Below are 13249 nucleotides of genomic sequence, written 5' to 3'. Positions count from 1 at the left end.
GCGGACGCATTGATCCTTATCAAACGGTCCTGGCGCCGAGCTTGGAAGCGACATTTGCGAGCATCGCCTCGACATCGGCCCTGGCCGCATCGATTGCGCTCTGCCTGCGGCCGCGGATGACGATCTCTGTGGAAAAACTGTCGCCTGTAAAACGCGGATAGGAGCCGATGTTGACCTCGGGATGGGCCTTGGCGATGGCGCTCAGCGGATCGCCGATATCGCCCTCTCCGAACGGGCAACTGACCTTCTCGGATAGGATCTTCACTCCCGTGCTCAATGTCGGCAGCACATTGTCCAGCATGGCCTGGAAGACGGACGGAACGCCGGCCATGACGTGAACGTTGCCGATGACGAATCCCGGCGCACGGCTGACCGGGTTGTCGATGTGGCGGCTGCCGACCGGCATCCTGGCCATGCGGCGCCGGGCCTCGGTGAATTCCAGGCCGCGCTCGGCATAGTGCGCGCCCAGCAGCGCCAGCGCGTCGGCGTCATGGGTGCAGGCGACGCCAAAGGCCGCCGCCACGGCATCGGCGGTGATATCATCATGCGTAGGGCCGATGCCGCCGGAGGTGAACACGTAATCGTAGCGGTTTCTCAGCGCATTGAGTGCTTCGACGATCCGGTCCTGATCGTCCGGCACGATGCGGACCTCCTCGAGATCGATGCCGGCGGCGGTGAGCAGTTCGGCCAGATGGCCGATGTTCTTGTCCCTGGTGCGGCCTGACAGCAGTTCGTCGCCGATGGCGAGCGCTGCGGCGGTAACGGTACGGGCGTCGCTCATGGTCGTGCTCCTTGGCGAAATCGACTTGAATAGACCTGATCTCTGGGTTTGCGCAAGGGCGCGTTATGTTTCGGATCGCTTCAGACTGTGAACAATCCGTGCTGCATTTTACGGGTTTCGATGAACAATAAAACGCCTATCTCTCGGGCATCGGCCGCTTCGGGCGGCGACACAAACAAGGAGACGATTATGGCGAAGGTACTGGTGCTTTACTACTCGAGCTGGGGCCACATGGAGGCCATGGCGCAGGCGGCTGCGAAGGGCGCGGCGGCGGCCGGAGCGGACGTGACAATCAAGCGCGTGCCTGAACTGGTGCCGGAGGCGGTAGCCAAGGCTGCGCACTACAAGCTGGACCAGGAAGCCGCGATCGCCGATCCGCTTGATCTGGCCGACTACGACGCGATCATCTTCGGTGTCTCGACCCGTTACGGCATGATGTCGTCACAGCTGAAAAACTTCCTCGACCAGACCGGTCCGCTGTGGGCGGAAGGCAAGCTCATCAACAAGGTCGCTTCGGTGATGGTGTCGACGGGGACGCAGCACGGTGGCGCGGAACTGGCGATTGTCAGCACCCAGGCGGCCCTGCAGCACCACGGCATGATCATCGTGCCGTTGTCCTACGCCTACCAGGACCAGATGGGCAATGACGTGGTCCGTGGCGGTTCGCCCTACGGCATGACAACGACCAGCAATGGCGATGGATCGCGGATGCCCTCGGCACAGGAGCTTGAAGGCGCGGAATTCCAGGGCAAGCGGGTTGCTGAAATCACGGCCAAGCTTGTCGCCTGACAGGACTGACGGCAGCCTGGTTTGCCGGCTCCGTACCAAGACGCCCCGTTGTCGGTGACAGCGGGGTGTCCCTGTTTTTTGCGCAAACCGCGCCGGAACCCTTGCCTGCATGCGGATCGTCCGGTACCGACTAGCTGACGTGCGGACGTGGCGAAACTGGTAGACGCAAGGGACTTAAAATCCCTCGGCCGCAAGGCTGTACGGGTTCGATTCCCGTCGTCCGCACCATTCCGGCTGATATGGATCATTCGCTCGCGTCTGGTCTATTGGCGATCGATATCCGCTTTGTCGGTTTGATGGGCCTTCGTCCAGATGTTCCGGATTTTGCGCAATCTGTCGCTTTTTCGAGCTTGTGCAGTTCGTTCAAACGGCGATCTTGAAGCCGATGCGGAGGCCGCCCCAGTGGCGTCCGTTGACCACGATCGGCGCGGAGAGGTCCTTCATCAGCACGAAATTCCCGCCGCCCATGTCGCGCCGGTAGGTCTGCAGCAGGAACGGCTTGGTGTTGCGGCCGGCCGCAAGCCCGGTGCGGTCGTTGAAGATGCGGCGGTTGCGGCAGTTGCCGGCGTTCCAGACGGGATCGGAACTCTGCGGCTGCGAATAGATCTTGTTGTGGGTGGGCAGGTAGCCGTTGCGGTCGATCGCGGCGCAGAAGGTGACGCGCGGATCAAATTCCAGCATCGCCTCCTGGATGGGCGGCAGCAGGCGGTCGGTGTGGCTGGTGAACCGCGTCATGTGCTGCTGCGGATCGGTTCCGGCGATGGGCGTGTAGTTTTCGTCAAACAGATCCGAGAGCGACATGGCGCCGGACCGGACAGCCTGTTCGAAGAGCGAGGCGACTTCCTCGGCCTTGGCCATGCAATGGCGGATGAGCGGCGTGTCCTCGGTCTCGATGCCGCTCTCGGCGACCTCGCCGATGACGTCCTCGGAGAAGGACACCAGGCGGTCGATCTTGGCGCTGGCCGCTGTCAGCATGTCGGCGCTCAAGTGCACCTGCTTGTCGAGATCCGAAACCTTGGCAAGGACTGTCGAGCAGGCTCGTGTGGTCTCTTCGACCGGATCGCTGATCCGTTCGATTTCACTGATCATTCCCGCCACGGTCTGGCTGAAGCCGGTGAATTTCTGCAATTCCTCGTCTATTTCAGTGGAGCGCTGGTGCGCTGCGGTCGCCACCATCTCGTTGTCGGCGTTCTGCTTCTGCAGCTTGTCGACAATCGAGCGCAGGGCTTCGAGCCGGGAGACAATGTCACGCGAGACGGTGCCGGTCTTGTCGGCCAGCTGCTTGACCGCGTCGGCGACAACGGCAAATCCGCGCCCTGCCTCGCCCGCATGGGCCGCCATGATGCCGGCATTGACGGCGAGCAACTGGGTCTGTGTGGCAATGCCCTGGATCGATTCCGAAAACGAGTGGATTTCCTTGATCTGCCCGGAGACGGAGTTGAGAACGCCGGTGATCTCCGTGGCGTTGGTCGCCATGGACTTGATGTCGGAGACCGCGTTGACAAGAATGCCGTTGACGCTTTGCGTGGTGGTGTCGAGACCCGCCTGGGTGGTCCTGGCGGCCTCGATCGCGCCGCGGGAGGCGTCGGCCACGGTCTGGTTCGACCTGGCAATCATCGAAATGTCGCGGGTGAGCGAGTGGAATTCCTCGGCCTGGCGCGACATCGAACTGGAAACGTCGCCGACCATGCCACTGGTATCGGCAATATTGACCGACAATTCACCGATCTGCGAACCGATCACGTTCATGGCTCGCTCGAGTCTGGCCTGATCTTCCGCGGGGGGCGTCAAGATGTGAGCTTCATCTGATCCTTCATCCGTGAGAGTATCCGGTTGATCGGGATAGGAAACCTGCAAAGCGTGCATGCGATTCTGTCCTCCAGCTTGGTGAAGAAAATCAGATCTTGGTTAAGCTTTGGATAATTTAGCTCTAATACAGTCCCGATGCCACTATTCGCGCCAGAAAGCGGGCATCAGCAGAACAAGAACCGCCAGTATTTCCAGCCGTCCCATCAGCATCAGGAAAATCAGGATGATCTTTGCTGGATCCCCGACAGAACTGAAGTTGCCGGACGGTCCGATCACCGGTCCGATGCCCGGGCCTACATTGGCGAGCGCAGTGATCGATCCGGAGATGGCGGTTTCGACATCAAGGCCAGTGGCGGCCAGAGCCATCGAACCCAGCGCCCAGATCCCGATATAGGCGCAGACGAACAGAAACACAGTTCGCTGCATCTCCGAATCGACGGCAACAGTGCCGTATCGAACCGGACGGACACTGTTGGGATAAATCAACCGCAGGAGACCGGAACGGATTGAGCCGAAAATGATCACCAGCCGGTATGCCTTGATGCCGCCGGAGGTCGATCCGGAGCAGCCACCCAGGAACGTGGCGACAAAGAAAATCACGATGACGAACGGCCCCCAGAGCGTGTAGTCGCTGCTGGCGAAGCCGGTGGTGGTGACAACTGAAACGATGTTGAACGCGGCATGGGTCAGCGCGTAGGCGAAACTCTCGCCCTGGCTCAGCCGCAGGCTGAGTGCGACGATGATGGAGAGAACCACTATCAGGCCGATATAGGCAACGATCTGCGGATCGCGCAAGGCATCGAGCCTGCCGCGCACGGCAAACAGGATCATGACCGAAAAGGGAAGGCCAGCAAGCGCCATGAACAGTGTCGACGTCCAGATCAGCGCAAGGGAATCGAATGCGCCGAATGACGCGTCATGGGTCGAAAAGCCGCCGGTGGCTATCGTGGTCATGGCATGGTTGACGGCGTCGAACCCGCTCATTCCGAATATTGCGTACAGAATGGCGCAGGCCAAGGTCAGCCCGATGTAGATAGCGAAAAAGGCGCGCACGAAAACGGCAAAGCGGGCGAAGGGCTTCTCGGAGGTGTCGGAAGATTCGATCTTGAATACGGTGAAGCCGCCGACCTTGAGGAACGGCAGCACCAGAAGCCCCATCGCGACAATGCCGATGCCGCCGAACCATTGCAGCATCGAGCGCCATAGAAGCAGGCCGGGCGGGGCCGAATCAAGACCGGCAATCACAGTTGAACCGGTGGTGGTGACAGCGGACACCGATTCAAACAGCGCGTCGGCCATGTCTAGCCCAAGGCCTGAAAGGTAGAGCGGAACGGCTCCTGTCACCGAAAGCGTCAGCCACAACAAATTGACCAGAAGAAATCCCATGCGCCGCGAAAACGGTGCGGCCGAACCGCGATTGGCGGTTGCCGAGGCGAGGCAGACCGCGCCGACCGAAAAGGCTGCGGCGGTGAACACCATCCAGTCGGGATTTCCGTTGTAGAGGTCGAGAGCGGCCGGAACCAGCATGGCCACTGAAAGATACAGTCCCGTCATGGATGCGATGAAGATCGCGTATCTGATGGTTAGACCGTGCACCCCTTGCCCTCTCAAAAACCGGATCCGGTTGGCAACCGGCAGGTTCCCGTGGCATAGACCCGTCATGACCGAAAAACAATCTCCCGATGCCTTCCGCCGTTCCGTCGACAGCGCTCTTGCCGAGATGCGGGCGCTGTTTGCGGAAACGCCGTTGCAGCTCAATGATCATCTGTCGGCGCGATTTGGCGCGCGGATCTGGCTCAAGCGGGAGGATTTGTCTCCGGTCAGGTCCTACAAGATCCGGGGCGCGTTCAATTTCATCCGCAAGGCTCTGGTGGCAAATCCGCAACAGAGCCTGTTCGTTTGCGCGTCGGCGGGAAATCACGCCCAGGGATTTGCCTATGTGTGCCGGCATTTCGGTCGCAAGGGCGTCGTGTTCATGCCGGTGACGACGCCGCAGCAGAAGATCGACAAGACGCGGGTCTTCGGCGGCGAGTTCATCGAAATCCGTCTGACCGGCGATTTCTTCGATGCCTGTTACGACGCGGCGCGGGAGTTCGCCGCGGCCGAGGGCGCATTGATGACGCCGCCGTTCGACCATGATGACATCATCGAGGGGCAGGCGAGCGTTGCCGCGGAATTCTCAGCCCAGCTGCCGGAGGGCGAAGCGCCCGATCTGATCGTGCTGCCGGTCGGCGGCGGCGGTCTTTCCGCCGGAATAGCGCGCTATCTTGAAGGCCGGGTCGATACGGACAACTTCCTGCTGGTCGAGCCGGCGGGGGCCCCGAGCCTGAAGGAAAGCCTTGGCGCCGGCCACCGGGTCAAGCTCGGCAGGATCGACAATTTTGTCGATGGCGCCGCGGTGGCCGAAATCGGCGAGCGCAACTTCGAGATCCTCAAGCGGTTCCGGCCCGACCAGGTGATGACCGTGCCGGAAAACGCCATCTGCCTGACCATGACGCGGATCCTCAACACCGAGGGCATTGTGCTTGAGCCGGCCGGCGCCTTGTCGATCTCGGCACTCGAGGCCCTGGGGCCGGACAAGCTGGCCGGCAAGACGGTGGTGGCGGTGGTCTCCGGCGGCAATTTCGATTTCGAGCGGCTGCCCGACGTCAAGGAACGGGCCATGCGGTACGCGGGCACGAAGAAATATTTCATCCTGCGCCTGCCGCAGCGTCCGGGAGCGCTGCGGGACCTGCTGTCCCTGCTGGGCCCGGAAGACGATATTGCCCGGTTCGAGTACCTGAAGAAATCCGCCCGCAATTTTGGCTCCATCCTGATTGGCATCGAGACAGGTTCGCCGGACAACTTCCTGCGCCTGGTGGAGGCGTTTGACCGGGCTGGCCTGAGTTATCAGGATATCACCGATAACGAGATCATCGCCAACCTGGTGATCTGAGGATAGGGCAGTGTGGCGCGGGTTCAGAGGCCTGCGATCCATCGGGCCGTTTCGGCCGCCAGTCTCTCGGTGGTGGAGGGCGAAAGCGCAGCCCCGGCAATGACGTGGTGGCTCGGGTCACCGTCGTCGGTGACCTCGATGATGGTGGCCGGACCGCCCCAGTTGCCGGCCTTCGCCTTGGCCAGTTCCGGGCGGATAACCTGGTCCAGCGGCGAATAGACGAACAGCGAGGGAACCTTGATGCTTTGCGGATCCGTGGCATCGGCAAGATCGACCAGCGCCGCCATCGGAAGCAGGGCGGCGCTCGGGTACTCGTAGGTCCAGAATTGCGCATGAAGATCGTTCCTGGGGACGAACGAGCGGCGTTCGCCGACGATCAGCCGCAGCATCTGTTTCGCCCATGGCATGGTCAGCATGCCCGAACCGGCGGCCTGGATTCCGTAATTCGGCGAGACCTGCACCAACCCCGCCACATCGCGCATCAGCTCCGGCCGGGTTGCAGCCCAGGTGGCGAGCGATGCGCCGGTCGACGTCGCCATCACCACGACGCGTTCGCCCAGCCTGCGCCCGATGGCGACGGCCTCGGCGAAGTCGTTGACCCAGCCGTGCACCGACCCCTCGAGCATGGCGTCACCACTGCGGCCATGACCCTTGAGGCGGGCATAGTAGAGGTTGGCGCCAAGCTCTTTGGCGACGAGATCGGGCAACGGGCGCAATTCGCCGGGGCTGGCGGAGAAGCCGTGGATATAGACGATCGCCAGCGGCGTGCGGGCGCGGGACGCCGGGTAGGCCCAGATGATCTGCCGCTCATTGGCGGGCCGCAGGTCGGCAAACCGCGATTCGGACTCGTCGAGATAGGTTTCGAGATCGTCGGGCAGCGTGGTTTCGTCGAAGCTGACGCTAGCGTCAGCCTGGGGCCTCGGGCCCAGCACGAAGGCCGCTGCGCCGGCGAGGAGCAGCAGGCCAAGAAAATAGAGCACCATGCGCGTCCTCGTTATGGTCTTGGCCATGGAAAATGCCCTGCCTGCCCGGTCTTCGTCGGCGTGTCGCCGTCTGCTGAGGTTAGCTTAGATTGCCGGTGGTTGGGGTGCAAGACAGGCCTGCCGTCTCCGCAGTCATGCCGGCTGGCGGTTGTGCAGGAACATCTTGTAGTAGCTTTCAACCTTGGCGCGGTTGTTGGAGGTCAGCACCAGGGCCGCGCCAATGCGCGGTCCGCGGATCCAGCGGATCGTTCCGATGAGCAGGCCCATTTCCTCGGTCTCGACGTGGATCTTGTCGCCGCGTGCCATGGGGATGCCGGCATCAAGCTGCAGGCAGATTCCCTGCTGGGAGAGATCGATAACGGCGCCGGTGGTCTTCTGCCCCATGCAGTCGATTTTCGCCTTCACCCTAGTCTTGTCCCGCTTCAAGGCGCGGCCGGTCAAACCCGTCATTGCAATCTGTTTCCTCGCTGACTGAGCGCGCAGTCTCGCATCCGGCGGTAATCAAATTGCTAAGACGAGGACGGATTGAACTCCCTGTTGTGATGAAGCGGGAGGCGGGAAGGCGCGGAGCGCGCCCCTATCCTCCCGGCAGTCGTCACCTGCTCGTAAGCGTACTCAACCGCCTCGGCTACAAGGTTATGCGGAACAGGGCAAAGCCATCCGCGCCTTCGCCCGCCGGTTCGATTGAAACGCCCTTCACACCGCCGGCAAATTCTTTCGCCTTGGGGCCGGTCGAAAACAGCACGGTTGCACCCTCCACCGGAGCCAGACTCCAGTTGCCATCCGCCGAGGGGTTTATGGTGCCCTGGTCTACAATGTAGCGGACGATGACGTCGCGGTTGGTGTCGGGCGCCTGGAAGATCACCTTGTCCGGGCCGATTTCGGGGAACTTGCCGCCGCCGCCGCCGCGGTAGTTGTTGGTGGCGACGACGAATTTCTGCTCAGGATCAACAGGTTGTCCGTTGAAGCTGAGGTTCTGAATCCGGCTGGCGCCGGCGTCCTGCAGATCGCCCTTGGGGGTGTATTTGGCGGGTTGCGTGAGGTCGACCTGATAGGTCACGCCGTCGATGACGTCGAAATTGTAGGACGGGAACTCGCCATTGATCAGCTCGGCGTCCTTGGCGCCGGGTTCGATCCGGTTGAAGATCCCGGCCGACATTTCCAGCCAGTCCTTGACCTGGGCGCCGGTGATCACCACCGCCTGCACCGTGTTGGGATAGAGGTAGAGGTCTGCCACGTTCTTGATGGCAATGTCGCCTGCGGGCACATCGGTATAATAGTCGGCACCGCCGCGGCCGCCGGCCTTGAAGGGGGCTGCGGCGGAGAGCACCGGCAGGTCCTTCCACTCGGTGTCCTTGAGCATGTCGGTGATGTACCAGGTCTGCGCCTGGCTGACGATCTGCACGGAGGGATCGTCGGCGACCAGGGCGAAATACGAATGCAGCGGCGCAGACGTCTTTCCGACGGCGGTGCGGACATAGGCGAGCGTGGCCTCGTGGTCGGCTTTGGCTGCGGCCAGCACTTCGGGCTTGTCGGCCACCAGCGCATTGACCTTGCGGTCGACGCGCTGGTAGATCGGCCGGGCTTCGGATGTGTGGCCGACGATCTTCCACGCATTGCCGTCGCGCTCGAGCATCAGGTCGATGAGGCCGAGATGCGATCCCCAGAAGCCGCCCATGACGCCCGGCTTGCCGGAGATGGTGCCCTTGGCGTTGTCGACGCCGGCGACGCCGTCGAATTTCGGACCGGGGAAATCGAGGTGGCTGTGGCCGGTGACGATCGCGTCGATGCCGGGAACAGCTGCAAGCGGAACGGATGCGTTCTCGAGGTTTTCCGCCCATTCCTGCTGGCCGATGCCGGAATGCGAAAGCGCGATGACGATGTCGGCGCCTTCCTCGCGCATCTGCGGCACCCAGGCTTCCGCCGCCTTGACGATGTCGCGGGTGGCGGCGTTGCCGCTCAGGTGACGGGCGTCCCAGGTCATGATCTGCGGCGGGACAAATCCGATGAGGCCAATCCTGATCGGATGTTCGGCGCCGGCGCCATCCTTGATGGTGCGGTCAAGGATCATGTAGGGCTTGAGGAACAGGTCGTCGTCGCGCGGGTTTTCGGCAAGCGCGCCCCTGGCGAGGTTGGCGCAGACCATCGGGAAGTTGGCGCCGCCTATGACCTTGAACATGAAATCGAGGCCGTAGTTGAACTCATGGTTGCCGAGCGTTCCGCCGTCATAGCCGAGCACGTTCATCGCGGCGATGATCGGGTGAAGATCGCCTTCCTTCATGCCGCGCTCATAGGCGATGTAATCGCCCATCGGGTTGCCCTGCAGGAAGTCACCATTGTCGACGAGGATCGAGTTCTGCGCTTCGGCGCGGATCTGGTCGATGATCGATGCGGTTCGGGCGAGCCCCATCGTGTCGTTGGGCTTGTCGCCGTAATAGTCGTAGGCGAACACATGCACATGCAGGTCGGTCGTTTCCATGATGCGCAGATGTGCCTGGTTGGCATTGGCGCGCGCGGTGAACGGATGCACCATGACCAGAGCGCTGGTGGCAGCGAGGCCACCAAGAAGAGAACGGCGCGAGATCGGATGCAGCATGTCGAGAATGCGTTGGTCTTTCATGGACTTTCTCCCTGCAGTTGGCCTAGAAAGGTGCTTGCCGGATGCATCGCCACGCATCGGCGAGCGGCTTTCCGTCATGTCTGACGACAAGCCTTAAATGCCGAGTGTGATCCCGACATGACACTTGTGCAACCGAATTCGACGGCAGGATCGGCAGGGCTAGTCTGACCCTTTCATCGCCGTCACCAGAACCGATTGCGACAGTAAGGAGCATGGCATGGCAGGCATTTTGGACAGCATCCGCAATATGTTCGGCGGCAGGTCCGAATCCGGTCCGCCGCAGGCTGCCAATGAGCCCGATACCTACAAGGATTGCCTGATCTATGCCGAGCCGATGGCCGAGGGCGGGCAGTGGCGGCTGGCCGGACGCATCGTCAAGGGCGATGGCGAGGCCGCTCGGGAGCACAAGTTCATCCGCGCCGACATTTTCTCAAGCCGGGACGATGTGGAGGCGGCGACAATGCGCAAGGCGCGGCAGATCATCGACGAGCAGGGGGATGCGTTGTTTAGGTAGGCCGCAACGGACTGCGTTAACAGTTCGGCAAATCTACGCCAAATTACCAGATGGCGCGGATCTTCGATTCCGCGCCATCTATTGCTTTCGGATCAGTGAGGAGCCAACGGGTCAGTCGAAGCTGACTTCGTTGTCGCCGAGATAGACGTTGCTGGCTTCGCAGATGTCGATCGTGTGCTCCTCGTCCAGGGTTTCGCCGCCGTTCACATCGAGCCACCCGGCCTGGAAAACCTGATCGCAGGCGCAGGTGTCGGCAGTGAATTCGGCGACGGCGGACTGGCCGGGCTTCATGTTCCGGGCGATCCAGTTGGCGCTCCAGGTCGCGCCATCGTCTTCACTGGTATAGAAGCCGGTCAAGGTGTTCTCTGCGGTGTCGTTGTGGATCGTGAACACGCATTCGGATCCGGTTTGAGCAAGGGCTCCTGTTGCCGATACGAGCGAAGCGAAAGTCAGGGCGGCGCTTAAATAGAGAAGTTTCATCTTAGTCCCCGTGGTGGTTGTCATTCCGGCCTTCGGTGCGTTCGCATCACAATTCGTGGGCCGTCTGCCGTCGCATGTTGGTTGATGCGAAGATCCGGAAGCTGGAACGCCTGTGCAAGCTGCGCCGAGCGCTGCCGGGCTTCGGTCTGTCGAAGCGGATCAGCGCGCGCCACGATCTCTGCCATCCGCTCGCGCCGGTCAAGCTGTTTCTTCGACAGGCACATGCTTCCCCACTTCACTCCATTGTCCGGCGTCAGCGGAGCAATCCGAGGGACCGGCTGCGAACCGGTTTCGAGCGGGCATTTGATGTCCGATTTGTCTCATCGGGCTGCCGTGCAGTGCCCATCAAGTTGCGCTGAAATGCGGCTCCGTTGCAGCCCGGATGCCTTGAAAATTTCACAATGGATCTCGGAACGCTGAGGGGCTTGCAGCGTTGATCGATCAGGACCGGAGCGTGGGCAAAGGCTTGTCGGACGCCTCGCAAACTGTCGGTCTCAATTGAACCCCTATGGCTTCTGTCACCCTGAAGGAGAAACGCATGTCCACACTCACCAAGGAAACAATTTCTGTGATCGGCAGCGACAAGGTCGCAGGCACCGAGGTCTATGACCGGTCCGGGCAGCACATCGGCTCGATTGAAAAAGTCATGATAGAGAAGGTTGGCGGCAAGGTGACCTATGCCGTGCTGAGCTTCGGAGGCTTCTTTGGCATTGGCGACGATCACTATCCGCTGCCTTGGGAAAAGCTGCAGTATGACGAGGAACTGGGCGGCTACCGCGCCGATGTCACCAAGGATCAGGTGGAAGGTGCGCCGAAATATCGTGCAGGCTCAGATTACGACTGGAATCCCTCGACCCAGGAGCGGCTGTATGCCCACTACGGCAACCCGCCTTACTGGCGCTGAGCAACCGGGTAGCGATACATGGCGTTCAAACCACCGTGTTTTGCGCCAGACCCGAAGCCTGACTTAAAGATCGACCGCCGAACTGTTCGGCGGTCGATCCGTCTGTGGCAATCGCGTCCTCATGCCATGGCGTTCGCATCCTCGCGCTTGGCGATCTTGTGATTGTCCTCGGTCAGCCCCGCCTTCCAGTAGCTGGAGATGTAGAGATTGCCGCTGGAGAGGCCGCGCTCGGTGCGGAAGTAGTCGCGCAATTGACGCATGCTGGTAAATTCGCAGGCCGCCCAGACCGAGGCAGCGCCTGGTGCCCAGGCGACAGACCGGACCCGTTCGACCAGCGGAACGCTGTCGTGACCGGGCCGGGGATTGATCACCCACTCGATGTTCAGATGCGGCGGCTTCTCAAGGTCCTGGATATCCGCTTCATCCATGACCTCGATCACGGCTGTTCCCCTTGCCGTGTCGGCAAGCAATTCGAGATTGCCGGAGATCGCCGGCAGTGCGGTCATGTCTCCGACCAGCAGGTACCAGTCTGCGCCCGGATGGACGAGCTTGCGCGGGCCCGGGCCGCCGACCATGATGCTGTCTCCGGGCCGGGTGTTCATCGCCCAGAGCGTAGCCGGGCCGCATTCCTCGTGCAGGGCGAAGTCGACGTCGATCTCATCGGAACGGTGCGAGCGAACCGTGTAGGTGCGGACCACGTCGCGGCCGGCCGCCTGATCCGGCAGCCTGAGTTTGACATAGGCGCTGGTCTGGTCGTCCGGGAAATCCGCCAGTCCGGGACCGCCGAGCGTGACCCGGAGCATGTTGGGTGTCACCTGCCGCTTGGCGATCACATCGAGTTGTCTTGGTTCGGGCCGGGCCATGTCAGCGCTCCTTGGGTTCAAACTTCGGGAGCCTGTCTAGCAGGTCTTTCAGAAAATAACATGAGTAAAATACTCATGTATCATGCAAGGCCGACATTGGGGCGGTCGATGATCTCGCGAAGGGCGAAACTGGAGTTGATCTTGACCACGTGGGGCAGGGCGGACAGCCAGTCGCGGTGGATGCGCTCATAGTCCTCGAGATCGCGCGCGGCGATGCGCAGGATATAGTCATACTCGCCGCTCATCAGGTAGCAGACCAGAACATTGGGACAGCGCTTCACCGCCGCCTCGAACTCGGCCAGCGTCTTGGCGAACTGGCCCGACAGCGAAATGTGTACGATCGCGATCATTCGGTAGTCGAGCGCCTTATGCGACAATCGCGCGTGGTAGCCCTTGATGACGCCGGATTTTTCCAGAATGTCGAGCCGCCGGGAGCAGGCCGATGCCGAGAGGCCCACCCGTTCGGCCAATGCCGCATTTGAGATTCGGCCTTCGCTCTGAAGGGTTCTGAGAATGGTAGTATCGATTGAATCAAGGTGGTTCATGCGCAGAAAATCCGAACAAAGATGTA

General features: G+C 61.5%; 14 protein-coding genes and 1 tRNA gene. 5 read left to right on the top strand and 10 right to left on the bottom strand.

Translation table 11 applies throughout. The features are described 5' to 3' along the window. Window positions 1–19: 19 nt before the first annotated feature. Window positions 20–781 carry a competence/damage-inducible protein A gene (locus O4H62_RS06780; protein ID WP_269386508.1) on the bottom strand — a complete coding sequence of 254 codons (762 nt, stop codon included), beginning with the start codon at window positions 779–781 and terminating at the stop codon, window positions 20–22. A gap of 189 nt (window positions 782–970) precedes the next feature. On the opposite strand from O4H62_RS06780, the gene wrbA reads away from it, so the two are divergent. Together wrbA and O4H62_RS06770 are read left to right on the top strand one after the other, a co-directional pair. After that, window positions 971–1570, top strand: a complete 600-nt coding sequence (wrbA, locus tag O4H62_RS06775) for an NAD(P)H:quinone oxidoreductase type IV (protein WP_269386507.1) — start codon at window positions 971–973, stop codon at window positions 1568–1570. Between the two features lie 141 nt (window positions 1571–1711). Then, window positions 1712–1798: transfer RNA gene (locus tag O4H62_RS06770), tRNA-Leu, on the top strand. A 135-nt stretch (window positions 1799–1933) separates the two neighbouring features. Here O4H62_RS06770 and O4H62_RS06765 read toward each other — a convergent pair. Beyond that, window positions 1934–3319, bottom strand: coding sequence for a methyl-accepting chemotaxis protein (locus O4H62_RS06765; protein WP_269386506.1), 1386 nt, complete (start codon window positions 3317–3319; stop codon window positions 1934–1936). Between the two features lie 201 nt (window positions 3320–3520). Continuing rightward, window positions 3521–4975: a TrkH family potassium uptake protein gene (locus O4H62_RS06760; RefSeq protein WP_269386504.1), complete on the bottom strand. Its 1455-nt coding sequence runs from the start codon at window positions 4973–4975 to the stop codon at window positions 3521–3523. 64 nt (window positions 4976–5039) lie between these two features. On the opposite strand from O4H62_RS06760, the gene ilvA reads away from it, so the two are divergent. Beyond that, window positions 5040–6314: a threonine ammonia-lyase IlvA gene (ilvA, locus tag O4H62_RS06755; RefSeq protein ID WP_269386503.1), complete on the top strand. Its 1275-nt coding sequence runs from the start codon at window positions 5040–5042 to the stop codon at window positions 6312–6314. A gap of 23 nt (window positions 6315–6337) precedes the next feature. Here ilvA and O4H62_RS06750 read toward each other — a convergent pair whose 3' ends face one another. The 3 genes from O4H62_RS06750 to O4H62_RS06740 form a co-directional block, all read right to left on the bottom strand. Beyond that, window positions 6338–7324: an alpha/beta hydrolase gene (locus O4H62_RS06750; protein WP_269386501.1), complete on the bottom strand. Its 987-nt coding sequence runs from the start codon at window positions 7322–7324 to the stop codon at window positions 6338–6340. Between the two features lie 105 nt (window positions 7325–7429). Further along, window positions 7430–7747 (bottom strand): PilZ domain-containing protein, encoded by a 318-nt coding sequence (locus O4H62_RS06745; RefSeq protein WP_269386499.1) that lies wholly within the window; start codon window positions 7745–7747, stop codon window positions 7430–7432. Between the two features lie 178 nt (window positions 7748–7925). Continuing rightward, window positions 7926–9917, bottom strand: a complete 1992-nt coding sequence (locus tag O4H62_RS06740; RefSeq protein ID WP_269386498.1) for a bifunctional 2',3'-cyclic-nucleotide 2'-phosphodiesterase/3'-nucleotidase — start codon at window positions 9915–9917, stop codon at window positions 7926–7928. 217 nt (window positions 9918–10134) lie between these two features. On the opposite strand from O4H62_RS06740, the gene O4H62_RS06735 reads away from it, so the two are divergent. Beyond that, window positions 10135–10431: an HlyU family transcriptional regulator gene (locus O4H62_RS06735; protein ID WP_269386496.1), complete on the top strand. Its 297-nt coding sequence runs from the start codon at window positions 10135–10137 to the stop codon at window positions 10429–10431. A gap of 111 nt (window positions 10432–10542) precedes the next feature. On the opposite strand, the gene O4H62_RS06730 is transcribed toward O4H62_RS06735, so the two are convergent. After that, complete coding sequence (locus O4H62_RS06730) at window positions 10543–10935, bottom strand: hypothetical protein (protein WP_269386495.1); 393 nt, start codon at window positions 10933–10935, stop codon at window positions 10543–10545. Continuing rightward, window positions 10932–11135 carry a hypothetical protein gene (locus tag O4H62_RS06725; RefSeq protein ID WP_269386493.1) on the bottom strand — a complete coding sequence of 68 codons (204 nt, stop codon included), beginning with the start codon at window positions 11133–11135 and terminating at the stop codon, window positions 10932–10934. The genes O4H62_RS06730 and O4H62_RS06725 overlap by 4 nt, the downstream gene beginning before the upstream one ends. 314 nt (window positions 11136–11449) lie before the next feature. On the opposite strand from O4H62_RS06725, the gene O4H62_RS06720 reads away from it, so the two are divergent. Beyond that, window positions 11450–11815, top strand: a complete 366-nt coding sequence (locus tag O4H62_RS06720) for a PRC-barrel domain-containing protein (RefSeq protein ID WP_269386491.1) — start codon at window positions 11450–11452, stop codon at window positions 11813–11815. Window positions 11816–11934: 119 nt separating this feature from the next. On the opposite strand, the gene O4H62_RS06715 is transcribed toward O4H62_RS06720, so the two are convergent. After that, a complete protein-coding gene (locus tag O4H62_RS06715) occupies window positions 11935–12678 on the bottom strand; it encodes a siderophore-interacting protein (RefSeq protein WP_269386490.1) in 744 nt (247 codons plus the stop codon). An 80-nt stretch (window positions 12679–12758) separates the two neighbouring features. Continuing rightward, the gene (locus O4H62_RS06710) at window positions 12759–13223 is read right to left on the bottom strand and encodes an Lrp/AsnC family transcriptional regulator (protein ID WP_269386489.1); all 465 of its coding nucleotides are present in this window, start codon (window positions 13221–13223) and stop codon (window positions 12759–12761) included. Window positions 13224–13249: the final 26 nt, after the last annotated feature.

Origin of the sequence: Parahoeflea alexandrii (assembly GCF_027214025.1) — a bacterium.
GTDB lineage: Bacteria > Pseudomonadota > Alphaproteobacteria > Rhizobiales > Rhizobiaceae > Hoeflea > Hoeflea alexandrii_A.
This window is presented reverse-complemented; position numbering and strand designations above follow the sequence as displayed.